The organism is Pseudarthrobacter sp. NIBRBAC000502770 (genome assembly GCF_006517815.1).
Classification (GTDB): Bacteria; Actinomycetota; Actinomycetes; order Actinomycetales; family Micrococcaceae; genus Arthrobacter; species Arthrobacter niigatensis.
Map to the genome: position 1 here is coordinate 2,960,443 of NZ_CP041198.1, position 24,504 is coordinate 2,984,946.

A 24,504-nucleotide genomic window follows, 5' to 3' on the forward strand; every position below is an offset into this window, starting at 1 on the left:
CCCCAAGCAAAAGGACGACGACGGCACTTGCGAAAGTGCCGTCGTCGTCCTTTATCTGTAAAAACTAGGCCCAGGCGCCCTGTCCCTGCCTCGCCAGGTACTCGAAGAGCCGGCGGAGGCCGAAGGTCCATTCCGGCAGTTCCTCGCATGGACCCACTGTGTTGACCAAGGCGCCCAGGTGGCGGCTGCGGATGGTGACGACATCGCCGTGCTTGTGGGTGAAGCCCTGTCCCGGCACGTCCCGGTCCTGCGTGGGCGCAAAGAGGGTCCCCGTGAACAGCGCGAAGCCGTCCGGATACTGGTGGTGCTTCCCGTGGGTGGCGGCCACGAGTTCCTCGAAGGGCCTGCTGATGCGGGCAACGCTGTTCCGGCCCTCCAGCAGGTACCCGTCCGAACCGTCCACGCGGAGCAGGATCTCCTCATCGCGGAGCGTCTCCAGCGTGAAGGTCCCGTCGAACAACCTGATGAACGGCCCCAGCGCGCTGGACGCGTTGTTGTCCTTGGCCTTGCCCAGCAGCAGGGCGCTCCTGCCTTCCACATCGCGCAGGTTCACGTCGTTGCCCAGCGTTGCCCCCACCACGCGCCCGCTGGCGGTGGCAATGAGCACCAGCTCCGGTTCGGGGTTGTTCCAGGACGAGAAGGCCGGGATGCCGATTCCATCGCCGAGGCCGACCGATGACAGGACGGGCGCCTTGGTGAAGACCTCGGGGTCCGGGCCGATCCCTACCTCCAGGTACTGCGACCAGAGCCCTTCGGCGACCAGGACCCGCTTGGCTTCGGCGGCTTCCGCCGAGCCGGGCCGGAGGTCGGCCAGGCTGCCGCCCAGCGCGCGGCCCACCAGCTCCCGCACCTCAGCAGCCCGCCCGGCGTCGCCCGCGCAGCGCTCCTCGATGACGCGCTCGACCATGCTGTCCACGAACGTCACGCCGCAGGCTTTGATGACCTGGAGGTCGATGGGTGCCAGCAGGCGGGTCCGGGGGTGGTCACCCGCCAGGGAGGCATTGACGACGTCGGCGGTCGCCCAGCGCGGTTCGGCGAGGGTGGGATCCGGCAGGGCAGAGCGGACGGCAGCGGCGGGGTCCGGCAGTTCCAACAGCCCGGCAACGGTGGGGGCCAGGCGGTGCAGGTCGTAGACGGTGTTCCCGCTGACGGCCACCACGCGCGGCCCCGCCGTTTCCCCATCCCAGACCCGGCCGATGAGCAGTGCGTCGTCGGCGTCGTCGGGAAGGACGGAGCGTGCTGCCCCGGACACCGGGCTCACTGCGGTCCCTCCGTCCCGGCTGCGCCAACGGAGGCGCGTCCGGCCGGATGCTGCCATGCGCCGTCGACCCTTTGCGGGACCCGCCAGGGGTTGCTGTCCTGCAGGGGTTCGGGCAGCCGGGACGCAGGAAACGACTGGTAAGCCACCGGGCGGAGGAAACGGCGGATGGCGGCCGTGCCCACGGACGTGGTGTTTGAGGTGGTGGCCGGGTACGGGCCGCCGTGGTGCTGGGCGTAACTGACCGTGACGCCCGTGGGCCACCCGTTCCACAGGACGCGCCCGCTGATGTCTGCGAGCCGGGCAGCGAGTTCGGAGACGTCGTCGTCCTCCTCGGCCTGGAGGGTCGTAGTCAGCTGCCCTTCCAGCAGGTCCGCCAGCCCGGGCAGGTCGGCCTGGTCGCGGTACTCCACCACCAGGCTGGCGGGGCCGAACATTTCCTGCCGGAGCAGGTGCGGATTCTTCCGGACTTCCTCTGCAGTGGTGTGCAGGACCGTGGGGGCCGGTTCCTCCGCAAAGTCGCCCGCCACCAGGACATCCACGCCGGCGCTGTCGTGGAGCGTGGCCACGGCATCCGCATAGCCGGCGTGCAGGCGGTCGCTCAGGAGCCTGGCAGGCGCGAAACCGGCCAGGGCCTCCCCCAGCTGGTCCCGGATCTCCGCCGCGTCCCCGGCGGGCACGAACAGGAGTCCCGGCTTGGTGCAGAACTGTCCCATGCCCAGGGTGAAGGAACCGGCGTACCCCGTGAGGATCTCCGCGCGCCGGGCCGCCCATGCGTTGGGTGCCACGAAGACGGCGTTGATGCCACCCAGTTCACCGAAGAACGGGATAGGCTCGGGACGGGCGGCAATCCTGTCGAGCAGGGCACGGCCGCCCGCGGTGGAGCCGGTAAAGCCGATGGCCTTGACCAAGGGGTGGTCCACCAGCCCTTCGCCCGCCTGCCGGCCGGTCACCAGGGAGAACAGGCCCGACGGCGCCCCGGCAGTATCCAGGGCATCGGCCACTACGCGGGCGGTGCGGGCGGCGAGTTCGCGGTGTGCGTCGTGTGCTTTGTGCACCACGGAGCAGCCGGCGGCGAGGGCCGAGGCACTGTCCCCTCCCATCACGCTGAACGCGAAAGGGAAGTTTGACGCGCCGAAAACGCCCACGACGCCGAGGGGCACGTTGTACCGCCGGAGGTCCGGCCGCGGGCCCATGCCCCAGGCCGGGTCCTGGTGATCGATGGTGGCGTCAAAGTGCTCGCCCCGGCGGATTTCCGCTGCGAACAGCCGCAGCTGGAAGACGGTCCGCTTCAGTTCCCCCTCCAGCCGGGCGGTACCAAGGTGGGTTTCACGGACGGCCGTTTCCACCAGTCCGACGGCGTCCTGCTCCAAGCCGGCGGCGATCGCTTCGAGCCAGCCGGCACGGGTGGCCGGATCCACGCGGCGGCCCTGGTCAAAGGCAGCTGCCGCGGCTTCCACGGCCGTGTCCAGGCCACCGGGCGTCGTGAACCCGGCGGTGCGGTCCGGGGCGAGGCCGACGGCGGCACTTGCTCCGGCGGTCATCTGCCGGCTCCGGCAGGGGCAGGGGCAGGGCCGGTAACCGCGGCGCGGTTGCCCACTTCCTGCCACCCGGCGCCGTTGGGGAATTCCCAACGCGAGCGGGAGGCGCTGAATATCTCCGCGCCCGTGCCCGGGAGCCCAGGCGCAGCGTAGCGGCCGTTGATGATCCGGACGGGTTCGGCGAAGTGCTCGTGCAAATGGTCCACGAATTCGATCATGCGGTTTTCCAGGCTCCGGCCCACCACTGCGTAGTCGAAGAAGGAGAAATGCTGGACCAGTTCGCACAGGCCCACGCCGCCGGCGTGCGGGCAGACGGGCACCCCGAATTTGGCCGCCAGCAGCAGGATGGCGATGTTCTCGTTGACACCGGCCACGCGGGTGGAGTCGAGCTGGAGCACGTCGATGGCGCCCGCCTGGAGCAGCTGCTTGAACACGATCCGGCTTGCCACGGCTTCACCGGTGGCCACCCGGACCGGCGCCACACCCCTGCGGATTTCTGCGTGGCCCAGGATGTCGTCCGTGCTGGTGGGTTCCTCGATCCAGTAGGGGTTGAATTCCGAGAGCTGGTTGACCCATTCAACCGCCTCGGAGACCTCCCACCGCTGGTTGGCGTCGATGGCGATGGGCAGGCCGCCCACGGCGTCGCGGGCCAGGGCCATCCGCCGGCGGTCGTCGTCGATGTCCCCGCCCACTTTGAGCTTGATCATCGAGAAGCCGTCGGCCGCGGCCTCCTTGCTCAGCCGGACCAGTTTCTCGTCGCTGTAGCCCAGCCAGCCCGGGGAGGTGGTGTAGGCGGGGAACCCATCGGCCTTGAGTTCGGCGATGCGCTGGTCCTTGCCTTCCTGGCCGGCGCGGAGGATTTCCAGTGCTTCTTCGGGGCTGAGGGCGTCGCGGATGTGGGTGAAGTCCACCACGCTGACCAGTTCCTCGGGTGTCATTTCGGCGAGGAGGAGCCAGAGCGGCTTGTTTTCGCGGCGCGCACGGATGTCCCAGAGGGCGCTGACCAGGGCGCCGCAGGCCATCTGGGTGACGCCCTTCTCGGGTCCGAGCCAGCGCAGCTGGGAGTCATGGACCAGGAGCCTGGAGGCCGCGCCGAGGTCGCCGATGAGCTCATCGATGTCGCGGCCCACCAGCAGGCGGGCGTAGGCGTCAATCGCGGACGTCAGGATGTCATTGCCGCGGCCGCAGCTGAAGATGAAGCCGTGGCCCTCATCGCCCACGTCGGTGCGGATGACCACGTAGGCAGCGGAGTAATCGGGGTCTACGTTGACCGCGTCTGAACCGTCAAGCTCAAGGGACGTGGGGAAGCGGACGTCCTGGGTGTTGATGGACGTGATGGAAGGCATGGATCTCAACTTTCGGAGCAGAACTGGAGAAGGGAAAGATTCGATTCCTATACGAATTTATAAAATCATATAGGAATTGCAATTCAGGTCAACCCCCGCAGCGGAGGCCCGGGCACGGAAACGCAAAACCCCGGCCCTTGCGGACCGGGGCTGTTCGCCAAATTCCTAGGATGTGATGATGCGCCTGCGCGGCGGGCCGCCGTCCTCCAGCGGTGGCAGCTCACCCTCGAACGCCTGGGCGAAGCGGTCAAAGGAGTTGCGGATATGGGTGGTCATGGCCGCCTCAGCCCGCTCCGGATCGCAGGCCTCGATGGCTTCCCGCACAGCCGTATGCTCAGCCACGGTGATGGCGCCGTCCACGTCCGCCGGGTACAGCCGGAAGGTGTGCAGGTGGCAGTGGGTCTGCGCAAAAGCATGCCGGACCACGGGGTTGCCGGAGGCGGCAAGGATGGTGTCATGGAAGCGGGTGTCATGGGCCACCAGGTCCTGCCGCAGGTCGCTGGTCCGCTTCATGGTCGCCCGGAAACTGCGCAACTCCCTCTCCAGCGAGCCGGCAGGATTGGCAAGGCGGTCCACGGCCGCGGCCCGGGCTGCCCACGGTTCCACTAGGAGCCTGAATTCAAAGAGCGAGCGCAGCTCCGGCAGGTCAAGCAACGGGGTGGTGCTGTAGCCGCGGCCGGGGTTGTAGACCACAAGGTTGTCACCTTCAAGCCGCTGCAGCACCTCACGGACGGGCGTCTGGGACACACCCAGGCCGCGGGCTACGGCATCGATGTTAATCCGGGTGCCGGGAGCGATCTCCCCTTCCAGGATGGAGGCACGCATCGCCGAATAGACATCAGGCACGGCCGCCTTGCCGCGGGAAGTTTCGGACGATTGACGTGGGGGCACGCGGTTACCTCTTGCACTGGGTTGCTGGTACTGGACGGCGGGAAGCCGCTTGGGGGAATCATAAGCCACGGGGCACCGCAGTCATCATCGAAGCATTTTTCGGCGGGGACTTGATCCGGGTCACACTTTCTATATGATTAACCCGATTCCTATATGATTTTGGCGCAGATATCTTCCGCGTCTCCCCCTCCCGCCGTGCGCACCGCACCCGAAGCCATGTATATGTCGAAGGAGACCGCATGACTACGCTCGGAAGTAAAACCTCCATCACCACCTCATCCCGGCAACCCCGCCTCATGACCCGCAAACGCTGGGTGATTATCTGGCTTGCCTTCATTGGCCTGAGCATCAACTACCTTGACCGCTCCAGCCTCAGCGTCGCCCTCCCCTTCATGGGCAAGGATTTTGAACTCAGTGCCACCCAGCAAGGCTTGATTTTTGCAGCGTTCTTCTGGGCCTACGACTTCTTCCAGCTCGCCGCCGGCTGGTACGTGGACAAGGTGGGCCCGCGCCGCTCATTTTCCCTGGCCGCCCTCTGGTGGTCCGTCTTCACCATGGTCACGGCCGCAGCTTCCAGCTTCTGGTCGCTTTTTGCGGCCCGCTTCCTCCTGGGCGTCGGCGAAAGCCCGGCCCCCAGCACTGCGGCCAAGGTGGTGGCTACCTGGTTCCCGGTCCGCGAACGCGCCTTCGCCACCAGCATTTGGGACTCCGGTTCGCGGGTGGGAGCAGTGATCGCGCTGCCGATCGTCACCCTGATCGTCGCCTTCACATCCTGGCACGCGGTGTTCATCATCATCGGCGTCCTTGGAATTATCTGGGCCGCCGTGTGGTGGAAGTACTACCGCAACCCGGAGGAGCACACCGGCGCCAATGCCGCCGAAGTCAGCTACATCCAGGAGGGCGGTGCCCGCGGAGCGGCAAGCGACGACGAAACCGCGGCCAAGCTCCCCTGGCGTTCGCTCTTCAAGTACCGGACCATCCTCAGCATGATGTTCGGCTTCTTCTGCCTGAACAGTGCCATCTATTTCTTCATCACGTTCTTCCCCAGCTACCTGGTCAAGGAACGCGGCTTCGACCTCCTCAAGCTCGGCTTCTTCGGCGCGATCCCCGGCATCTGCGCCGTCCTGTTCGGCTGGCTTGGCGGCTACCTGGCGGACCGTGCCGTGCGGGCAGGATCTCCCGTCAGCAAGGTCCGTAAGACGGCCATCGCCGGTGGCCTCGCCGGCGGCTCCGTCATCATGTTTGCCGCCCTGGTTCCGGAGGCCTGGATGGCCCTGGGCCTGCTGTCCATCGCCTACTCCAGCCTCACGGTGGCCGCCACCGGCATCTGGTCGCTTCCGGCCGATGTCGCACCGAGTTCACGCCACGTCGGTTCCATCGGCGGGCTGCAGAACTTCGCCTCCAACCTGGCCGGCATCTTCACGCCCATCCTGATCGGTGTGCTGGTGGACCAGACCGGATCCTTCGTGGCGCCGCTGGCCGTGATCGGCGCAATTTCCCTCATCGGGGCCGCCAACTACCTGTTCGTCATCGGCAAGATCCAGCCGCTGCAGGTCAAGGCAGCCGCCTAGGATTTCCCGGCCCCAAGCAAAAGGACGACGACGGCACCCGCGGAAGTGCCGTCGTCGTCCGTTGTGCGTGGTGTTCTAGGAGGCCGGCGCCTCTGCAGGGACCTGCGCCCGTTCCTGCCCGGCATCGCGGGCTTGCGCCTGGATGGCCGTGATGGCCACCGTGTTCACGATGTCCTCCACCGTGCAGCCCCGGGAGAGGTCGTTGACCGGTTTCCGCAGCCCCTGCAGGACCGGGCCCACCGCCACCGCCCCGGAGCTCTGCTGGACCGCCTTGTAGGTGTTGTTGCCGGTATTCAGGTCCGGGAAGATGAACACCGTCGCCTGGCCGGCCACGGAGGAGCCGGGCATCTTGGACGCGGCGATCGAGGCGTCCACGGCGGCGTCGTACTGGATGGGGCCTTCCACTGCGAGGTCCGGGCGGCGCTGGCGCACCAGTTCGGTGGCCTGCCGCACCTCGTCCACGGCTTCACCCGCGCCCGAGCCGCCGGTCGAGTACGAGAGCATGGCCACCCGCGGCTCCACCCCGAACTGGGCCGCGGTCTCGGCCGACGCCAGGGCGATATCCGCCAGCTGCTCCACGTTGGGGTCCGGATTGACTGCGCAGTCGCCGTAGACCAGCACGCGGTCCGGCATCAGCATCAGGAAAACCGAGGACACAATCTTCACCCCCGGACGCGTCTTCACGAACTCCAGGGCCGGCCGGATGGTGTGCGCCGTGGTGTGGGCCGCACCGGACACCATCCCGTCCACCACGCCCAGCTGTACCATCATGGTGCCGAAGTAGCTGACGTCCTGCATGATCTCCAGCGCCTTGGGCAGGTCCACGCCCTTGTGCGCCCGCAGTTCCGCGTACTTCTCGGCGAACTTCGGCCGAAGGTCTGAAGTGGCGGGGTCGATGACCGTGATGCCGGACAGGTCGATGCCGTTGGCGGCTGCCAGCTCCCGGACGTCGGACTCCGGGCCCAGGAGCGTCAGGTCGCAGACGTCCCGCCGGTGCAGGATCTCGGCGGCCCGCAGGATCCTCACGTCGGTCCCCTCGGGCAGTACCACATGGCGGCGCTGCGCCCGGGCCCGCTCGATTAGGTCGTGCAGGAACCGCAGCGGGGTCATCCGTTCCGCCCTGGGAAGGTGCAGCCGCTCCACCAGCTCTGCTTCGTCCACGCGGCGGGACCAGAGGCCCAGCGCGGAGGCTACCTTGCGCCGGTGCCCGGACCAGATTTCGCTGCGCACCTCCGACACCCGTCGGGCGGTCTGGTACGTGTCCTCGTCCGCGGCAAAAACAGGGAACGGTGCCTGCGCCAGGAGCGGGTAGATGTTGGCGTCCGGGGCCAGGCCGCCGGTGAGGATGAGCGCCGAGGCCACGGGAAATTCGGGCGAGAAGGACGAGGCCAGGCAGGCCACCATCACGTCCGCCCGGTCCCCGGGCACGATCACCAGGGCGCCCTCGTCCAGGACGTTCAGGAAGTTGCCCACGTTCATCGCGGCAACCTTGATGTCCCTGACGTCGCGTTCCATGTCCGGCGTTCCAGCAATTTGGCGGACGCCCAGCGCCGCGGCCACCTCACCGGTGGTGGGGCGGGCGATTTCCTCAAGCTCCGGCAGGATGTAAACGGGGCGGCCGGAAGCTCCGGGCTTCAGGGCTGCCGCGATGGCGTCCAGGTCTCCGGCGGCGGCCCGGTTGACCATGATGGCAAGCAGTGCGCACCGTTCGGCGGCGAGTTCCTTGCGGGCAACTTCGACGGCGGCAGCGGTCTCGGCGACGGTCCGCCCCTTGGCGCCCACCACCGCCACCACGGGCGTGGCGAGGTTGTTGGCCAGCCGCGCGTTGAGGTCGAATTCGACGGCGGAATCCTGCCCTACCAGGTCCGTCCCCTCCACGATCACCACATCGCAGTGCCGGGCGATGTCCGCGAAAATCTCCACGCACCGGGCATCGATTTCCGCCCGGTTTCCTTCTGCGAGCAGGGTGCGGACCTCTTCGTGGGTCAGGCCTCCGCGGCAACGCTCGTCCTCCAGGGCAAACCGGGCCTTCATCAACGCCACCATGGGGTCATCGGCAGCCAAGGGCCCGTGGACTACCGGCTTGAAGAAGCCGATCCTGTCCGCATGCCGGTGCAGGGTGTCCGCCAGGCCCAGGGCCACGAGGGACTTGCCCGACCCGGGGGTGGTTGCGCTGACATAGATGCCTGTGGCCATGGTCCGCCCTTTGCTCTTGGTGCCGGTCCCTCCAATCCTTGCACTTCCAGCCCGCGAGATGGCACTTGATGGTGGTGTCCACGCCCGGAAACTGCCGTGAGGTGCCATCTCGCGGAAGTCTGCAGCGGAAGGTGCGTGCCGCCGTCGTGCTTTCCAGCCCAGTTGCTTTCCTAGGCACCGTGCGGCGCGCCGCGGACGACGGCGTGTCCCCGGTTTGGTGCGGAAGACGGGCCGGGCAACAGGGCGGGAAGGCCCGCCCGCGGGGCGCCTCCCCTTGACACCGGACCCCCTCATGGGATTACCTAATGAACATTCGGTAAATAAAGCTGGAGGCAATGACGCATGGCTGAAACTACACTTTCCGGGGCTACCCACCCCATCCTGGAAAACGACTACGCCTCCGAGTGGATGGGAATCGAGGTCCTCGCCCTCAGCGACGGCCACGCCACCATCCGGATGACGCTCCGGCAGGAAATGCTCAACGGCTTCGGCATGGCCCACGGCGGAATGATCTTCGCCTTCGGCGACACTGCCTTCGCCTTGGCGTGCAACCCCATCCACCCTGCACCCGGCGAGGAAAACACCATCACCGTTGCCTCCGGCGTCGACATTAATTTCCTCAAGCCCGCTTTCCGCGGCCAGGTGCTCACCGCCGTCGCGGACCGCCGCTCCAGCGCCGGCCGCAGCGGACTTTACGACATCCAAATCTTCGCCGCCGACGCCGGTGCGCCGACTCCCGAAGGCCAGCCCAGTTCCAGCAGCCCGGGCGAGCTCATCGCCGAGTTCCGCGGACGCAGCCGCACCATCCCCAAGAAGTAGGAAAATCATGACCCTGCATGCCCCCGAAACCCCCGCCGCTGCCGGCATCGATCCTGGCCTGGACCGCGAGGAGACCATCTCCCGCGATGAGCTCGAGGCCCTCCAGCTCACCCGCCTCCAGCACACCGTGGCCTACGCCTATGAGCGCGTGCCGCTGTACAAGCGCAAGTTCGACGAAGCCGGGATCCACCCCAGCGACCTGCGCGAACTCGAGGACCTTGGCAACTTCCCCTTCACCACCAAGGACGACCTGCGGGAGGAATACCCGTTCGGCATGTTCGCGGTGCCGCAGAACCAAGTAGCCCGGATCCATGCCAGTTCCGGCACCACCGGCCGGCCCACCGTCGTCGGCTACACCAAGCAGGACCTGGCCGACTGGGCCAAACTCGTTGCCCGCAGCTTCCGTGCCTCCGGCATCCGCCCCGGCATGAAGGTCCACAACGCCTACGGCTACGGCCTCTTCACCGGCGGCCTCGGCGCGCACGCGGGGGCCGAAGCCCTGGGCTGCACCGTCATCCCCATGTCCGGCGGCCAGACCGAGCGCCAGATCCAGCTGATCCAGGACTTCAAACCGGACGCCATCCTTGCCACGCCCACGTACCTGCTCACCATCGCCGACGCCATGGCACACATGGGCATCGACCCCGCCTCCACCTCGCTGAAGTTCGCCGTCCTCGGCGCCGAGCCGTGGACCCAGGAGATGCGCCACGAACTCGAAGTGATGATGAACATCAAGGCGTGCGACATCTACGGCCTGTCCGAGGTCATGGGCCCGGGCGTGGCGGGCGAGGCCGTTGAAACCCAGGACGGCAGCCACATCTGGGAGGACCACTTCCGCCCCGAAATCATCGATGCCTTCAACCCGGCGCCGGGCAAGGAAAACGTCCTGCGCGACGGCGAGCACGGCGAGCTGGTCTTCACGTCGCTCACCAAGGAAGCGCTGCCCATCATCCGCTACCGGACCAAGGACCTCACCCGCCTGCTGCCCGGATCGGCGCGTCCGGCGCACCGCAGGATGGGCCGCATCACCGGCCGCAGCGACGACATGATCATCCTGCGCGGCGTGAACCTGTTCCCGTCCCAGATCGAGGAAATCGCCCTCCGCATCCCCGAGTTGAGCCCGCATTTCCAGCTCGAACTGACCCGCCCGGAAGGCCAGCGCATGGACCAGCTGACGGTCCGGATCGAGCGCCGGGACGCGGTCACCGTTGAGCAGAGCACGACGGCGGCGCGCACCTTGAAGGAGCAGATCAAGATCCACGTGGGTTCTTCGTGCACCGTGAACGTGGTGGAACCCGGCTCGCTGGAGCGGTCCAACGGCAAGCTCCGCCGTATCTACGACATGCGGCCCAAGGCGTAGTGAGACATGCTGCGGGGCGTGGCCGGCCGGGGTCCCTCCCGGCCGGCCCGGGCTCCCGGACCGACCGACCGTTCGTGAGAAACTAGCCACTATGCCCAGCACCAGCCAGACCACCAGCCCCGCCGTCGGCGGCGCCGCCAAGCGCGGCCGCCCCGGATACGACCAGCAGTCCGTGCTGCGCATCGCCGTCGACGTTTTCAACCGCCATGGTTACGACGCCACGTCCATGGGGATCCTGGCGGACAACCTGGGCATCTCCAAGTCCGCGATCTACCACCACGTGCCGTCCAAGGGCGACCTGCTCAAGCTTGCCCTTGACCACGCGCTCGGCGGCCTTGAGTCCATCCTTGAGCAGCCGGAGGCCGCCTCAGGGGCCGCGGATGCCCGGCTGGAGTTTGTCCTCCGCCAAACGGTGGCGGTGCTGGTGGACCGCCTGCCCTTCGTTACGCTGCTGCTGCGGCTGCGCGGCAACACCGAAATCGAGCGGGACGCACTGGAACGCCGCCGGACCTTCGACCACAAGGTGGCCGTGCTGATTTCGGCCGCCCGCGACGAGGGTTCGCTCCGCCAGGACATCGATCCCCGCACCGTCACGAGGCTCCTGTTCGGCATGATCAACTCGATCGTGGAATGGTACAAGCCGGGCGGGCCCCTCTCCCCGCAGCGCCTGGCCGACGACGTCATCTCCATGGCATTCGACGGCCTGCACGCAGACTTATAGGCCACGCAGCCCCGGGACGCAGCAAAGTACTAAGCGTGCTTGGTATTTGGCGGCTCCCCGGCTACGGTGGTAGGAAACCAGTGATTCCAGGGAGGTAGGGAAGATGAGCACCCATAAAGAAGAGCCCGACGGAGGATTCATCATCCCGGATCCGTCAAAGCTCCGCGAAGACATCCCCGGCGACGCCGGCGACGAGGCCAACGCAATCCGCTTCAGCGAAGAGCAGGCCCTGATCGAGGAGCAGTCGCACGGAATCCGCCCCGACACCTACAGCGTCCCGCCGGGCGGCCCCACCATGGACGAGGCCCGCGGCAACATGGACCTCTCCGACCGCAGCGAAGACGGCCACGGCACCGGCCGCGAGGATGACAGCAGCGACGACGGCCTGCACGGCGGCGCCGAAAGCTAACGCCGCGGCAACCACTGCAACAGCAGGGGCACCCCGATCCGACCGGGGCGCCCCTGCTGTTTTCGTTTGTCAGCGTGCAGAATGCCTAGACCTGGTACTCCGGCCCGCTGCCCAGGTTCTGGTGGACGCAGAGGATATTGTGCTCGGTGTCCATGAACCATGCGCACTTCTCGGATGCCGTGGTGCAAATGTGGTTTTCCGTCTTCAGCGTGGGCAGGTCGTAGTCCTGGAACATGACGCCCCGCGCCTCCATGTCACGGACCGCAGCCTCGATGTCCGCCACCTCAAAACTCAGCGCCGTGTGGTCCGAATGCCTGCCGTCGGAGACCGGCATCAGCTGCAACAGCGGCCCGCCGTCGGTGCCGAGCAATTCGCTGCCATCGTCCGTCATTCCGCGGTGCGGGATCCCCAGCTTTTCGGTATAGAAACTGCGGGCACGGGCTGCATCATCGACAGGAAGGATGGTTGTGGCTGCGTTCATTTTCAGGGTCATTGGGGCCACCTCCTACGGGCAGAATCATACGCCCGGCGGCCCCAAAAAGAACCGCATCCAATTGCCCCATCACCTCCCGCCCACCAAACCCAAACGTCCCATCACTTTCTTCAAAGAAGTGATGGGGCGTGTGGGAAGAACCGACAGTAAGTGATGGAACGTGTGGCTACTTTTCGACGAGGGTGAGGACGTCGTAGGTGGCCACGATCTCGTCATCCTGGTTGGTGAGCACGGCGTCCCAGGCCACTTCACCGTATTCGTCGGTTTCGCGCGGCGTGATCTTCTTGGCGGTGAGGGTCACGCGGATGGAATCGCCGGCGGCAACCGGCTTGGTGAAGCGTGCGTTCTCCAGGCCGTAGTTGGCCAGGACGGGGCCCGGCGCAGGCTCCACGAAGAGTCCGGCGGCCCAGCTCAGCAGCAGGTAGCCGTGCGCCACGATGCCCGGGAAGATCGGGTTGGCTGCCGCGGCCTCTTCGTTCGTGTGGGCGTAGAAGGTGTCTCCGGTGGAGTTGGCGAACGCCGTGATGTCCTCCAGGGTGACCTGCCGGAGGTCCGAGCGGACGGCGTCGCCGATCCGCAGGGTGGACAGGTGCTTCCGGAACGGGTGGGTTCCTTCGGTCTCCACGGTGAAGTTGCGGTCAGCCCCGGTGTGCCACACGCCGGTGACGGCGGTGAGCATGTTCGGGGAGCCCTGGATGGCGGTCCGCTGCATGTGGTGCAGCACGGACCGGATGCCGCCCAGTTCCTCGCCGCCGCCGGCGCGTCCCGGCCCGCCGTGGACCAGGTGGGGAACGGGTGAGCCGTGCCCCGTGGAGGAGCGGGCGTCCTCGCGGTTGAGCATCAGGACGCGGCCGTGGTGGGCTGCGATCCCGGTGACCAGTTGGCGGGCCGCCTCAGGATCGTTGGTGCACACCGAGGCCACCAGGGAACCGCCGCCGCGGGCGGCGAGGCGGACGGCGTCGGCCAGGTCCTTGTAGCCGATCACGGAGGACACCGGCCCGAAAGCCTCGAGCGAGTGGATTGCCTCGGCTTCCGGGTTGTCCCAGTTCAGGACCACTGGTGCCATGAAGGCCCCACCGTCCACTACCCCGGTTGTTCCATCGGCGGAGGTGACCGACGGCGAATCGAGCGTTCCATACGCAAGCTCACCGCCGGCGTCGAGCATTGACTGCACGGCGGCACGGACATCCTGCAGCTGTTCCACGGACGCGAGGGCGCCCATGGTGACGCCTTCGCCGCGGGGGTCACCCAGGACCACGCGCTCGGCGATGCGCTTGCCGATGGCCGCGGACACGGCCGGCACCAGTTCCTGCGGAACGATGGCCCGGCGGATGGCGGTGCATTTTTGGCCTGCCTTGACCGTCATCTCGGTGACCACGGACTTGACGAAGGCATCGAATTCCGGGGTCCCCTCCACAGCGTCCGGGCCAAGGATGGCGGCGTTCAGGGAGTCGGTCTCCGAGGTGAACCGGACGCCGCCCTCCACAACGTTCCGGTGGGCCTTCAGGGACTTGGCCGTGGAGGCGGAACCGGTGAAGGCCACCAGGTCGCGGTAATCCAGCACGTCCAGCAGGCCGCGGACCGACCCGGAGATGAGCTGCAGGGAGCCCTTGGGCAGGATGTTGGATTCCACGATGGCCTTGACCACGGCTGCGGCAACATATCCCGTTGGGGTGGCCGGCTTGACGATGGTGGGGACACCTGCGAGGAAGGCGGGGGCGAACTTTTCGAGCATGCCCCAGACCGGGAAGTTGAAGGCGTTGATCTGTACGGCGACGCCGGGGATGCGGGTGTAGATGTGTTCGCCGGCGAATGACCCGTCCTTGGAGAGGACTTCCATGGGGCCGTCCACCACCACCTGGGCGTTGGGCAGTTCGCGCCGGCCCTTGGAGCCGAAGGTAAACAGGACGCCGATGCCGCCGTCGATGTCCACCATCGAGTCGATCTTGGTGGCACCGGTCTGGTAGGAGAAAGCGTAGAAGTGCTCGCGGCGCGCGTTGAGGTACTGCGCCAGCTCCTTGAGCTTCAGGGCGCGCTGGTGGAATGTCAACTGGCCCAGTCCGGCCTGGCCGGTGGTGCGGCCGTACTCCACGACGGCGCCGAGGTCCAGCCCCTCCGTGCTCACCTTGGCCAGGATCTCCCCCGTGCTCGCGTCCCGGACGGGGACCGCGGAAGCCGAGGAGCCGGCGTCGGGCGTCCACCAGGCGTCCATGACAAAACTGGGCACTGTCTCCACGGTGTCGACCGTGGCCTGGGGAGCTGTGGCTGTGGTGGTCATCGTTGACGGTCCTTCCAACAAGGGGGCAGGCAAACCGGCCGGTCATTACTGACCGTCCGTTCGGTAATATATTCACCATACATGACGTGCCGTGCTGCAGACTAGAAGGCCAGCACTGAATTGGCCGCCCCAAAGGAGAACCATGAACGCCCCTGCCCCGAAAGATGATGCCGGAAGCCAGCCCTCGGAGCACGAACTCTGGAAGATCACCCTTGGGGAGCTGGACGAGAAGATGGGCGTGAAGATCCTGGAAGAGTCCGTGGAGCGCGTGGTGGCCACCATGCCCGTGGCGGGGAACAGGCAGTCGTTCGGACTGCTGCACGGCGGCGCTTCCCTGGCGGTGGGCGAGGCAGTGGGGTCCTGGGCCGCGGTGATCCATGCCAGCACCATGGGCAAGACAGCCGTGGGGGTGGATGTCTCCGCCACCCACCACCGCTCTGCGCGTGAGGGCCAGGTGACCATCACCGCCACGCCGATCCACCTGGGCGGCACACTCACCACCCACGAGGTGCTGATCACCAACGAGGCCGGCCAGCGGCTGTGCACGCTGCGCATCACCAACCTGCTGAGAAGCGCCACAAGTAGCAGCGGCGGCTGCCCTCACGGGCCCTAGTCCGACGGCCTCTTCCTGCGGCGGACAATGACCGTCAGCAGGATCCCGATGACCAGCGCAGCGCCCGCACCAGCCACCGCTGGCACCAATCCGGATGGTCCGGTATAGGCCAGTCCGCCGCTGCCGGCATCCCCGCTTCCGCCCGTGTTGGCAAGTCCGGCGGGAGGTGCGCTGGTGGCCGGGCCGGCTGCCGGCGGAGGTACGACGGCGGGAGTTTCAGCGGGCGGCATGGGTGACGGATCTGCGGGGGCAGGGACAGCCGGAGCAGGCACGGTCGCGGTGGAAGCGGGCGGAGCGGGCGTAGCTGGCGCGGGTGATGACGGGGCCGGTGTTGCTGGCGGCGCGGTCGGTGCCGGGCTGGCCGGAGGAACCGGCGGCGAAGCGGACGCGAATTCGAAGCTGTTCGCACCGGACCTGCTGTACCCGTTGACCGTTTCCGCGGTGAACCGCAGCGTGCCCGCATCCTGCGGAGCTGTGAAGGTCCACGTCCCGGCGTCCACGGGCACCTCAAACGGATCCTTTCCCTGGAACGTGATACGGACCGAGGATCCTGCCGCGACCGCAGATGCTGGAGCCGCCGGAACCTGGCCGCTGATCTGTTGGCCAGGCTGGTAGGCCATCCCGGAAGCGGGTGCCGTGACGGCAGGCTTGTTGAGGAACAATTCCAGTTGGTAGCCGGGCAGCACCGCAAGGGCGTCCTGCAGGGTAGCTGCGATGGCCCGGGTCTGGACGCCGTTCTCGCTCTCGGCACCGGTGTGGGTCCCAACGGCAAAGTTGCCGCTGATCCACGGGCCGCCGGAGTCCCCTCCGGCCGACTTGACCGTCGATGAATCAAAGGCGCGGACCGGCCGGAGATCGTTGTCGTAGTTGGGCGGAAGACTCTTTTCGCCCGGCATCATCCAGATGCCCACGGCATCGACCGTGCCGCATTTCCAGCCCGACGTGCGGCCGGACCTGCAGACGTCCTGGCCTTGGAAGGGCGCCATGGTTCCGATGATTTTGACTGGGTCCGGTGCCGCCGGAGACGCCCAGGTGGTGGTTGCCGGCAGGGGGGTCACCGACGGTGCGATGTTTTGGATGACGGCGATATCAGTTCCGGCCACGGATCCGTCCGCCGCTGCGGCCGAGTTGCCGGGGCCGCCGAACTGGCTGAACCCAAAGGTGCCCAAGGGTGCCAGCGGAGGCAGCGGTTGGGGCGTGGCGGCACCGGGGCCGCTGGCGGGCGCCCACGAGGGGGGCTCCACGGCCGCCTGCCGTGCCAGTCCGTCAGCAGTGCAGTGGCCGGCAGTCAGGACCAAGGGCAGCCCCGCCGGGCTGAACGCGCTGAAACCGGCCGAGCAGATCGCGGTGTTGTCGGCGTAGTACCCCTGTCCGCCCAGGAGATCCCCCTCGGTTTTGACCGCGGCGCCCTTCTCCAGTTTTACGTTGGTGTACAGGGCAACAAACTGCGCCGGCGTCATCTTGCCGGTGCCGGTTGGCCCGCTGGTGGCCGGGGTGGCCTCCGGCTGGTTTGTCTGGGTTCCGGACTCAGGAGTATTGACGGACCCTGTGCGGATGACGAAATGGCCGCCGGTGTAGGCGATTGCCTGGAGGCCCTGGGGTCCGACGTCGCGGAGGTAGGCCCTGTACAGCTGGTCGATGTCGCCCGCGACGAGCACGGGTGCCGGCGGAGATGCCTGCGGCGTGTCCTGCAGGGCGGCGGCGGACGGGGCAGCCGGTGTTGGCGCGGGCGTGGCCATGGGTGGAACCAGCACAAAGTCCGGGTGGCCTGAGCGGTTCAGTTCATCCACTTTGGCCCGAAGCTCCGGCCCGACACCCTGCACCTTGATCGTGCCGGCGTCCAGGCTGATGCCCACGAAGCCAGGCAGGGTCCGTAAGCCGGGCGCTGCCTCAGCGGCCCGGCGGCCGAGCTCGCCGGCAGCATTGAATTGGGCCATGCTGATGCCGAGATCACGGCGAAGCGCCTCAGCCAGACCGGCGCTGGAGGGCCCCGTGGTGTCCACGGGAATATCCGGGGTGGCCTGCACGGGCTGGGCCATTGCGGGTCCGGCAGCCAACCCGAATGACAGCATCACGCCGGCCATGGTTCCTGCGGCAAAGATCTTCTTCATGGGGCTCGCCGTTCCGCTCATCCACGCCCGCGTCGAGGCGCTCTGTGACTTCAACTGCCTCAAACAAATATCAGCAGCCACTTCAGTAACTTAAGTCACAAGGTTATCTTCCGGAACGCGAGGTCGGAAACAGAATCAAGCTCCGCTTCCAGCAGTCCATGGGCCAGGAGGTAGCCGCGGGTGTCCAAATTGCGGACGAATTCCACCACGGCCAGCCCGCGCTGCTCCAGCAGGGGCTTAAGTTCCCCCTCTGTCAGGTATCGCTCCCGGCTGTGTGGCGGCCCATGCGTGCGGTAGCGCCCGTTGATGCCGCGGGCGGCCCGCCGGTAACCATCGGCGATTTCCTCATCGGAGTCACCCGCCAGGTCCTGGATCATGGCCGCCACCAGTCCGCTGCGGTCGCGCCCGGCGGCGCAGTGCAGCACGACGTCTCCCCTGTGTGCAGCAAGGGCCAGCGCCCGGAAGACGCCCACCAGTTTCTCCGGGAAGAGCCTGGCATTCTCGGGATAGTGGGCTGGATCGTTCAGGTAGGGTCCGGTGACGGATGCGAACCGCGGATCGCCCGACTCCTCTGTGGGCGCCTGGACCACGTCGAAGGCCGCCCAGGCACTGGCCGGAACCACGGGATCCGAGTCCCGGCGCCGCCCCTCCGAGGGGTTCCGGAGATCCACCACGGTGCGGACGCCGTCGTCGAACGCCTGTTTCCAGCCTTTTTCGGTCAGCCACTCCCGCCGCCCCATCCGGTAGATTCCACCGGATATCCGCCACGCGTTGACGGCGCCATCCCAGCCCACCGGCCTGCCCTGTTCGCCCACCAGCACAGCTAACCACACACGCCTGGATGACGCCCCCAAAAGTCCTCTGCAGGAAGGGTAGAAAGCCCCCATGACGGCCCGTGGCTGGGGCAATACCCTGTCAACTACGCAGCTACGCCAGAAGATCCACGTTCAAAGGGGAATCAGATGAAGAGGTCAGCAGCACGACGGCGATATAAGGCTTTTGCATCCGGCCTCGCCAGCATGGCCATAGCGCTGGGCCTTGCGGCCATTCCGGCCCAGGCAGCCACGCCGCAGCGCGACGTTGACTACGTTGCCCTTGGTGATTCGTATACGGCGGGCACGGGGGCCGATACCAGCGGACTATTTGTTCCCACCCCGCCCTGCACTCAAACCGCTGGTGGTTACGTCGACATTGTCGATGGAGCTGACTTGGTCAATCGTGTGGCCAATGCGGCGTGCCACGGATCCCTGCTGACGCGGCCCACCTGGGACGGCGTGACCAGCGTGGCAGACCAACTCACCCAGTTGACCACATCAGGGGACTTGTCCAAAGACACTGAGCTGGTCAGCATGACTGCCGGCGCCAACGATGTGGGCGTCAACACCGTCCTCTTCGTCTGCGCCACCTCAATAACGGCTACGTGCGGACAGGCCGTTGACGCTGCGGCAGCCACCATGCCCTCCGTTGGCGCAGATCTGGTCAAAGTGCTCTCTGCAATCCACAAACAGGCGCCACGCGCGCGGATTGTGGTGCTCGGCTACCCCCGCCTGTTCAACCCCGCGGGGGTTCCGATTATCCCCGTTGACAATCAGGCTCTCGTCAACCGCGGAACGGCGTTGCTGAACACCACCATCGCCGCGTCCGTTGCAACAGCCAATATCCTGTACGGCGCCAATTCGAAGTACGTCGACGTCACCGCCGGATTTGCTGGCCATGAGGTGAACACTGCAGTCCCCTGGATTTTCCTGGCCTCGTCCGTGGACGCCAGCGGGGTTCCGCAATTCGACCCCCGAAGCTTCCATCCAACCAAGGAAGGGCATGCGGCATACGCTGCAGCACTCTTGTCGTCCGTCAAGCTCACGCAGCTCGCCCGCCCCTAGCCACCCACTAACCCCGGCGGGCCAGCCGGTGCTCAAGCCCGGTGCGGACCGCCGGCCATTCATGCTCCAGGATGGAGAACACCACGGTGTTGCGCAGGTTGCCGTCGCTGGTCCGTGAATGGCTTCGGAGCACGCCGTCCTGCTTGGCGCCCAGCCGTGCGATCGCGTCCCGCGACTGGTGGTTGAGCCAGTGCGTGCGGAACTCCACGGCCGGGCAGCCCAGCACTTCGAAGGCATGCCGGAGCAGCAGCAGCTTTGAGTCGGGATTGGTCCCTGTCCCCTGCACGGACGCCGCGTTCCAGGTGGAGCCGATCTCCACCCGGGGCGTGGCCGGGTCGATGTTCATATAGGTGGTCATGCCGATAATGCGGCCCGGCCCGCCCGTGCCCGGATCAATGAGCCGGGTTGTGAAGGGCAGCATGGATCCCAGCTCCTGCAGGGCGAGCCTGCGCCGGATTTCCGCGGCCATGGCCTCCGGTTCCGGAACCGAGGTGTACCAGAGCTTCCAAAGCTCGCCGTCCTTGGCCGCTTCCAGCAGTCCGTCGTGGTGTTCCATCGCCAGCGGCTCCAGGATTACATGCCGGCCGGTCAGGGTAAGGGGTTCAAGGAAAGTCACTGCACCAGCCTAGGACCAATCACCGGGGCCGGTTACGCTGGGAAAACCCAGACCGCGAGCAAGGGAGTTAACGTGTCAGGAACCAATCCGGACCCGGAAGACGACAAGATCACCGGCCTGGAGCCCGGCGGTGGAGTGCCGCCGGGAGAAACCCCGCCGGGCGAAGGTTCCGTGGCGGGCACGCAGGAGCCCCACCAGCCGGGCTCCGGCCGGGGTCAGCAGATCTTCTGGCTGGCGGCCATCGGAGCGGGCGTGCTGCTGTTCCTGCTGTACTTCATCGGCTACATCGTGGGCTTTTTTGACTAGGCCTTGCTCCGGCCGGCGGCCAGCCTAGCTGTATTGACCACAGACGTTAGTGACGCCCGGCGTGGTTTGGTGACATGAAGAAGACCTCCGGGTGGAGTGGGGCTTGTCTAGAGTCCTTTTTCCACACACGGAGGTCTTCGTGTCCCACCCTAATGCTTTCCTCACTCCTCGTGGCCGGTTACAGCTCGCGCAGTGTGTTGTTGATCAGTGCTGGAGCCTGCGCCGTGCCGCGGAGCGGTTTCAGGTTTCGGTCCCGACTGCTGAACGTTGGGCGAAGCGCTACCGCGAGGAGGGACCCGAAGGAATGGTGGACCGTTCGAGTCGGCCACATTCCTCGCCCCGCAGGACTGCTACGCGTACCGAACGGAGGATCATCGCCGTGCGTGTGAACCGCCGGTGGGGCCCTGCCAGGATCGGCTATCTGCTGGGTCTGCACCCCTCGACCGTCCACCGGGTACTGTCCCGCTACCGGCTGGCGAAACTAACCTGGCTCGATCGCGGCACAGGACGAGTGATCCGCCGTTATGAACACGACAGGCCGGGGGATTTGGTCCACGTGGACATCAAGAAGCTGGGCCGGATCCCCGATGGCGGCGGACATCGAGTCGTGGGCAGGACCGCTGGCTGGAAGAACAAGACCGGCATCAAGGCCAACCGCCGGCCCGGCTACCACTACCTCCACAATGCCGTGGATGACCACTCACGACTGGCTTACACCGAGATCCTCACTGACGAACCCAAGGAAACGGCAGCAGGCTTCTGGGTGCGGGCAAACGCCTGGTTCAAAGAACACGGAGTTACCGTCCAACGTGTTCTGACTGACAACGGGAACTGCTACCGGTCCCATGCTTTCGCCGAAGCGCTGGGTCCGAATATCAAACACAAACGCACCCGCCCCTACAGACCACAAACCAACGGCAAAGTCGAACGGTTCAACCGCACCATGCTTGAGGAATGGGCCTACATCCGCCCCTACCGCTCAGAAGCCGAGCGAGTTGCTGCTTTCCCCGACTGGCTCCATGCTTACAATCACCATCGAGCCCACACTGCACTCAAAGGTCAGACACCAGCCAGCCGCGTCATCAACCTCTCAGGTCAATACACCTAGCTGGGCCAGTCAAAGAACCCCTTGCCGGTTTTGCGGCCGAGTTCACCGCGCGCCACCTTGTCGCGCAGGATCTGCGGCGGCGCGAACCGCTCCCCCAGCGTCGAGTGCAGGTATTCGGCGATGCCCAGGCGGACGTCCAGGCCCACAATGTCAGTGGTTTTCAGCGGCCCGGTGGGGTGTTTGTAGCCCAGCACCATGGCGGCATCGATGTCTTCCGCCGATGCCACGCCCTCCTCCACCATCCGCATCGCTTCCAACGCAATGGCCACGCCAAGGCGGGAGGAGGCAAACCCCGGAGCATCGTTGACGACGACGGCGGTCTTGCCCAGTGCCTCAACCCAGGTTTTGGCCGTGGCAGCAAGTTCGGGAGACGTACGTTCGCCCAGCACCACCTCGATAAGCGTGGATGCCGGTACCGGGTTGAAGAAATGCAGGCCAAGGAAGTTCGCAGGCCGCTTCAGTTCACGGGCCAATCCGTTGACGGACAGCGAAGAGGTGTTCGACGCGATGTAGCTGTCCTGCCCCAGCCGTTCCTCAATTCCCCTCAATGCCGTGACTTTGAGGTCCCAGTCTTCGGGGACGGCTTCGACCACCAGCTGGCGGTCTTTGAAAGCGTCATAGTCGGTGCTGACCGTCAGCCGGGTCACAAGCTCTTCGAAGTTGGCATCCACTGCACCCCGTTCGATGCTCTTCAACGCTGCGGACTGCACGCGTTCCTGCGCGGCCTCGGCGGAAACGTCGTCGCGCTCCACCACCAGCACGTTGGCGCCCTTGATCAGGAAGGCGTGCGCGATGCCCGCGCCCATGCGGCCGCCACCCAGGACGCCGACGAAGGGGGGAAGGCCGGGGGCTACTGATGAATTACTCATGGTCTACTTTCCGTCGGCGGGGTTGGCGGAGGCGGCTGCCTTCTTCGCTGCATTGCGGTCCAGGAACGCCTGCATCCGGTCGAATTTGGCCTGGGACTCGAAGAGGATGCCCTGGGCCAGCTGGTCGATGAGCGGATGCGCTTCTGCGGGTGCGTGGAACACGGATTTGGTGATGCGGACGGCCAGCGGATCCTGCCGCCCGATCCTGTTGGCCAGGCTGTGCGCCGCGTCCAGGAGATCGGCGGGGTCGTGGATTTCCGTGATGAGGTTGGCGGCCTTGGCTTCGTCGGCGCCAAGGACCAGCCCCGCCAGCAGGATCTGCTTGGCCAGTGGCTCGCCCACGAGTTCCCGGAGCCGCCAGCTGGCGCCGGCGGCGGCCAGGATCCCCAGCCCCGTTTCCGGATTGCCGATGCGGACGTTGGGGGTGCCGATGCGGAAGTCTGCGGCGTAGGCAAGTTCCGCGCCGCCGCCCAGGCAGTAGCCGTCCAGTGCGGCGATGACCGGCATGGGCAACTTGGCGATCCGGACGAAGATGGTGGAGTTGATGCCCTGCAGGGCGTCGTCCCGCCGGCGTTCGCGCAGCTGGGCAATATCGGCACCGGAGGCGAAGACCCCGTCCACGCCGGCGATGATCAGCACCTTGGGGTTTTGTTCCAGGGCTGCGCAGACGGTGTGGAGTTCGTCCACCATCTGCTGGTCGATCGCGTTCTTGACCTGGGGCCTGTTGAGCAGCACCACCACCCGGTCCTCGCGCTCCTCAACGAGGAGCGCGGAGAAGTTCCCGGCCGCGAGGTCCACCGGTGCCGCCATCAGATTTTCTCCAGCAGCATCGCAGTGCCCTGTCCCACGCCGACGCACATGGTGGCCAGCCCGAACTTCGCGTCCTCGCGTTCCATCCGCCCCAGCAGGGTGATGGCAATCCGCGACCCGCTGGAGCCGAGGGGGTGCCCCAGGGCGATCGCGCCGCCGTCCCGGTTCACGATCTCCGGTTCCAGCCCAAGCCGGCGGATGCAGGCCAGGGACTGCGTGGCAAAAGCTTCATTAAGCTCGACGGCGGACAGGTCGCCGACGCTCAGGCCGCTTCGCTTGAGCACCTTTTGGGTGGCGGGCACGGGGCCGATCCCCATGATTTCGGGCTCACAGCCGGCAGAGGCGCCGTCGACGATGCGGGCGCGCGGAATGAGGCCAAGCCGCTCAATGGCTGCTTCCGAGGCGATGATGATGGCGGAGGCGCCGTCGTTCAGGGACGAGGAGTTCCCGGCCGTCACCACGGAACCGCCGTGCGCCACGGGCTTAAGCTTCGCGAGAACGTCCATGCTGGTACCGGCGCGCGGGCCCTCGTCGGTGTCCACCACGGTTTCCGACTTGCGGGTCTTGACTGTGACGGGCACGATTTCGTCCTTGAACCGGCCCCCCTCGATGGCGTCCAGAGCGAGCTGGTGGGAACGGACGGCGAATGCGTCAGCGTCCGCACGGGAGATGCCGTCCACCCGGGCTACTTCCTCCGCCGTTTCCGGCATGGAGTAGGTCATCTTGCCGTCCCGGGACAGGCCGCCGTGCTGGAAGTGGGGATTGGTGAAACGCCAGCCGATGGAGGTGTCGAAGATCTGGCCCGGCTTGGCGAAAGCGCTGGTGGGCTTTTCCTGGACCCAGGGGGCGCGGCTCATGGACTCCACCCCGCCGGCGATCACAATGTCAGCTGCGCCGGCCTTGATCATGTGGCTGGCCTGGATGATGGCACTGAGGCCGGAAGCGCAGAGCCGGTTCACCGTGATTCCCGGAATATGCAGGGGCAGTCCGGCCAGCAGGGTGGCCATCCGGGCCACGTTGCGGTTCTCCTCGCCGGCGCCGTTGGCGTTGCCAAGGATGACTTCGTCAATGCTTTCCGGGTCCAGGCCGGCGCGTGCCACGGCTTCGCGGACCACGAGGGCAGCGAGGTCATCCGGCCGCACGGCGGACAACGCCCCTCCGTACCTGCCCACGGGCGTTCGGACGCCGCCAACAAGGAAAGCCTGCGGACTTGCGGTTGCAGCCATGGAAACACCCTTCACGCGATAAACAGCACTGTCATCGGCGGCCGGCACCGCAGAATGCTCCACTTACCGACCGTTCGTTCTG

The 24,504-nt window shown here is 66.5% G+C and carries 22 protein-coding genes; 9 read left to right on the forward strand and 13 right to left on the reverse strand.

Annotated elements, in window-relative coordinates; translation table 11 throughout:
• Nucleotides 1-64: 64 nt before the first annotated feature.
• From NIBR502770_RS14265 to NIBR502770_RS14280, 4 genes are all read right to left on the reverse strand, one after another.
• On the reverse strand, nt 65-1,261 hold the full coding sequence (locus tag NIBR502770_RS14265; RefSeq protein WP_141183447.1) for a fumarylacetoacetate hydrolase family protein: 1,197 nt from the start codon (nt 1,259-1,261) through the stop codon (nt 65-67).
• Complete coding sequence (locus tag NIBR502770_RS14270) at nt 1,258-2,802, reverse strand: aldehyde dehydrogenase (NADP(+)) (RefSeq protein WP_141182364.1); 1,545 nt, start codon at nt 2,800-2,802, stop codon at nt 1,258-1,260. Before NIBR502770_RS14270 ends, NIBR502770_RS14265 begins: the two co-directional genes overlap by 4 nt.
• A complete protein-coding gene (locus NIBR502770_RS14275) occupies nt 2,799-4,145 on the reverse strand; it encodes an enolase C-terminal domain-like protein (RefSeq protein WP_141182365.1) in 1,347 nt (448 codons plus the stop codon). Before NIBR502770_RS14275 ends, NIBR502770_RS14270 begins: the two co-directional genes overlap by 4 nt.
• Before the next feature lie 165 nt (nt 4,146-4,310).
• Entirely contained in the window at nt 4,311-4,991 is a 681-nt protein-coding gene (locus tag NIBR502770_RS14280; RefSeq protein WP_256371915.1) for a GntR family transcriptional regulator, read from the reverse strand.
• A gap of 284 nt (nt 4,992-5,275) precedes the next feature.
• Here NIBR502770_RS14280 and NIBR502770_RS14285 point away from each other — a divergent pair, with 284 nt between their 5' ends.
• Entirely contained in the window at nt 5,276-6,607 is a 1,332-nt protein-coding gene (locus NIBR502770_RS14285; RefSeq protein WP_141182366.1) for an MFS transporter, read from the forward strand.
• 75 nt (nt 6,608-6,682) lie between these two features.
• Here the strand turns inward: NIBR502770_RS14285 and pta are convergent, their stop codons facing one another.
• Nucleotides 6,683-8,803 carry a phosphate acetyltransferase gene (gene pta, locus NIBR502770_RS14290; protein WP_141182367.1) on the reverse strand — a complete coding sequence of 707 codons (2,121 nt, stop codon included), beginning with the start codon at nt 8,801-8,803 and terminating at the stop codon, nt 6,683-6,685.
• Nucleotides 8,804-9,145: 342 nt separating this feature from the next.
• Between pta and NIBR502770_RS14295 the strand changes: the two genes are divergently transcribed.
• The 4 genes from NIBR502770_RS14295 to NIBR502770_RS14310 all read left to right on the forward strand — a co-directional run bounded on the left by NIBR502770_RS14295 (nt 9,146) and on the right by NIBR502770_RS14310 (nt 12,112).
• Nucleotides 9,146-9,622, forward strand: coding sequence for a hotdog fold thioesterase (locus NIBR502770_RS14295; RefSeq protein WP_141182368.1), 477 nt, complete (start codon nt 9,146-9,148; stop codon nt 9,620-9,622).
• A 7-nt stretch (nt 9,623-9,629) separates the two neighbouring features.
• Nucleotides 9,630-10,982, forward strand: a complete 1,353-nt coding sequence (gene paaK, locus NIBR502770_RS14300) for a phenylacetate--CoA ligase PaaK (protein WP_141182369.1) — start codon at nt 9,630-9,632, stop codon at nt 10,980-10,982.
• 91 nt (nt 10,983-11,073) lie between these two features.
• Nucleotides 11,074-11,703, forward strand: coding sequence for a TetR/AcrR family transcriptional regulator (locus tag NIBR502770_RS14305; protein WP_141182370.1), 630 nt, complete (start codon nt 11,074-11,076; stop codon nt 11,701-11,703).
• Nucleotides 11,704-11,806: 103 nt separating this feature from the next.
• A complete protein-coding gene (locus NIBR502770_RS14310; protein ID WP_141159465.1) occupies nt 11,807-12,112 on the forward strand; it encodes a hypothetical protein in 306 nt (101 codons plus the stop codon).
• Nucleotides 12,113-12,197: 85 nt separating this feature from the next.
• On the opposite strand, the gene NIBR502770_RS14315 is transcribed toward NIBR502770_RS14310, so the two are convergent.
• Nucleotides 12,198-12,605 carry a VOC family protein gene (locus NIBR502770_RS14315; RefSeq protein WP_141182371.1) on the reverse strand — a complete coding sequence of 136 codons (408 nt, stop codon included), beginning with the start codon at nt 12,603-12,605 and terminating at the stop codon, nt 12,198-12,200.
• 166 nt (nt 12,606-12,771) lie between these two features.
• On the reverse strand, nt 12,772-14,883 hold the full coding sequence (paaZ, locus tag NIBR502770_RS14320; RefSeq protein ID WP_141182372.1) for a phenylacetic acid degradation bifunctional protein PaaZ: 2,112 nt from the start codon (nt 14,881-14,883) through the stop codon (nt 12,772-12,774).
• A 142-nt stretch (nt 14,884-15,025) separates the two neighbouring features.
• Here paaZ and NIBR502770_RS14325 point away from each other — a divergent pair, with 142 nt between their 5' ends.
• Nucleotides 15,026-15,496, forward strand: a complete 471-nt coding sequence (locus NIBR502770_RS14325) for a PaaI family thioesterase (protein WP_141182373.1) — start codon at nt 15,026-15,028, stop codon at nt 15,494-15,496.
• On the opposite strand, the gene NIBR502770_RS14330 is transcribed toward NIBR502770_RS14325, so the two are convergent.
• On the reverse strand, nt 15,493-17,607 hold the full coding sequence (locus NIBR502770_RS14330) for a S1 family peptidase (protein ID WP_246857290.1): 2,115 nt from the start codon (nt 17,605-17,607) through the stop codon (nt 15,493-15,495). The genes NIBR502770_RS14325 and NIBR502770_RS14330 overlap by 4 nt on opposite strands.
• A gap of 95 nt (nt 17,608-17,702) precedes the next feature.
• Nucleotides 17,703-18,422 carry a tyrosine-protein phosphatase gene (locus NIBR502770_RS14335; protein WP_256371916.1) on the reverse strand — a complete coding sequence of 240 codons (720 nt, stop codon included), beginning with the start codon at nt 18,420-18,422 and terminating at the stop codon, nt 17,703-17,705.
• A 147-nt stretch (nt 18,423-18,569) separates the two neighbouring features.
• Between NIBR502770_RS14335 and NIBR502770_RS14340 the strand changes: the two genes are divergently transcribed.
• Complete coding sequence (locus tag NIBR502770_RS14340; RefSeq protein WP_246857291.1) at nt 18,570-19,487, forward strand: SGNH/GDSL hydrolase family protein; 918 nt, start codon at nt 18,570-18,572, stop codon at nt 19,485-19,487.
• A 7-nt stretch (nt 19,488-19,494) separates the two neighbouring features.
• On the opposite strand, the gene NIBR502770_RS14345 is transcribed toward NIBR502770_RS14340, so the two are convergent.
• Nucleotides 19,495-20,103 (reverse strand): GNAT family N-acetyltransferase, encoded by a 609-nt coding sequence (locus tag NIBR502770_RS14345; RefSeq protein ID WP_141182376.1) that lies wholly within the window; start codon nt 20,101-20,103, stop codon nt 19,495-19,497.
• A gap of 72 nt (nt 20,104-20,175) precedes the next feature.
• Between NIBR502770_RS14345 and NIBR502770_RS14350 the strand changes: the two genes are divergently transcribed.
• Complete coding sequence (locus NIBR502770_RS14350; protein ID WP_141182377.1) at nt 20,176-20,409, forward strand: DUF6480 family protein; 234 nt, start codon at nt 20,176-20,178, stop codon at nt 20,407-20,409.
• A 139-nt stretch (nt 20,410-20,548) separates the two neighbouring features.
• A complete protein-coding gene (locus NIBR502770_RS14355) occupies nt 20,549-21,517 on the forward strand; it encodes an IS481 family transposase (RefSeq protein WP_141182378.1) in 969 nt (322 codons plus the stop codon).
• Here NIBR502770_RS14355 and NIBR502770_RS14360 read toward each other — a convergent pair.
• The 3 genes from NIBR502770_RS14360 to NIBR502770_RS14370 are packed head-to-tail and all read right to left on the reverse strand — an operon-like array spanning nt 21,514 to nt 24,422.
• Nucleotides 21,514-22,386 (reverse strand): 3-hydroxyacyl-CoA dehydrogenase family protein, encoded by an 873-nt coding sequence (locus NIBR502770_RS14360; RefSeq protein ID WP_141182379.1) that lies wholly within the window; start codon nt 22,384-22,386, stop codon nt 21,514-21,516. The two genes, NIBR502770_RS14355 and NIBR502770_RS14360, sit on opposite strands and share 4 nt — an antisense overlap.
• A 3-nt stretch (nt 22,387-22,389) precedes the next feature.
• The gene (locus tag NIBR502770_RS14365; RefSeq protein WP_141159456.1) at nt 22,390-23,196 is read right to left on the reverse strand and encodes an enoyl-CoA hydratase/isomerase family protein; all 807 of its coding nucleotides are present in this window, start codon (nt 23,194-23,196) and stop codon (nt 22,390-22,392) included.
• Nucleotides 23,196-24,422, reverse strand: a complete 1,227-nt coding sequence (locus NIBR502770_RS14370) for an acetyl-CoA C-acyltransferase (protein ID WP_141182380.1) — start codon at nt 24,420-24,422, stop codon at nt 23,196-23,198. Before NIBR502770_RS14370 ends, NIBR502770_RS14365 begins: the two co-directional genes overlap by 1 nt.
• Nucleotides 24,423-24,504 lie beyond the last annotated feature (82 nt).

Excerpts from the sequence above, each read along its gene's own strand:
- NIBR502770_RS14325 (WP_141182373.1), top strand. The coding sequence starts at position 15,026 with ATGAACGCCCCTGCCCCGAAAGATGATGCCGGAAGCCAGCCCTCGGAG.
- paaZ (WP_141182372.1), bottom strand. The coding sequence starts at position 14,883 with ATGACCACCACAGCCACAGCTCCCCAGGCCACGGTCGACACCGTGGAG.
- NIBR502770_RS14310 (WP_141159465.1), top strand. The coding sequence starts at position 11,807 with ATGAGCACCCATAAAGAAGAGCCCGACGGAGGATTCATCATCCCGGAT.
- NIBR502770_RS14340 (WP_246857291.1), top strand. The coding sequence starts at position 18,570 with ATGAAGAGGTCAGCAGCACGACGGCGATATAAGGCTTTTGCATCCGGC.
- NIBR502770_RS14360 (WP_141182379.1), bottom strand. The coding sequence starts at position 22,386 with ATGAGTAATTCATCAGTAGCCCCCGGCCTTCCCCCCTTCGTCGGCGTC.
- pta (WP_141182367.1), bottom strand. The coding sequence starts at position 8,803 with ATGGCCACAGGCATCTATGTCAGCGCAACCACCCCCGGGTCGGGCAAG.
- NIBR502770_RS14315 (WP_141182371.1), bottom strand. The coding sequence starts at position 12,605 with ATGACCCTGAAAATGAACGCAGCCACAACCATCCTTCCTGTCGATGAT.
- NIBR502770_RS14295 (WP_141182368.1), top strand. The coding sequence starts at position 9,146 with ATGGCTGAAACTACACTTTCCGGGGCTACCCACCCCATCCTGGAAAAC.
- NIBR502770_RS14330 (WP_246857290.1), bottom strand. The coding sequence starts at position 17,607 with ATGAAGAAGATCTTTGCCGCAGGAACCATGGCCGGCGTGATGCTGTCA.
- NIBR502770_RS14305 (WP_141182370.1), top strand. The coding sequence starts at position 11,074 with ATGCCCAGCACCAGCCAGACCACCAGCCCCGCCGTCGGCGGCGCCGCC.
- NIBR502770_RS14365 (WP_141159456.1), bottom strand. The coding sequence starts at position 23,196 with ATGGCGGCACCGGTGGACCTCGCGGCCGGGAACTTCTCCGCGCTCCTC.
- paaK (WP_141182369.1), top strand. The coding sequence starts at position 9,630 with ATGACCCTGCATGCCCCCGAAACCCCCGCCGCTGCCGGCATCGATCCT.
- NIBR502770_RS14370 (WP_141182380.1), bottom strand. The coding sequence starts at position 24,422 with ATGGCTGCAACCGCAAGTCCGCAGGCTTTCCTTGTTGGCGGCGTCCGA.
- NIBR502770_RS14285 (WP_141182366.1), top strand. The coding sequence starts at position 5,276 with ATGACTACGCTCGGAAGTAAAACCTCCATCACCACCTCATCCCGGCAA.
- NIBR502770_RS14275 (WP_141182365.1), bottom strand. The coding sequence starts at position 4,145 with ATGCCTTCCATCACGTCCATCAACACCCAGGACGTCCGCTTCCCCACG.
- NIBR502770_RS14270 (WP_141182364.1), bottom strand. The coding sequence starts at position 2,802 with ATGACCGCCGGAGCAAGTGCCGCCGTCGGCCTCGCCCCGGACCGCACC.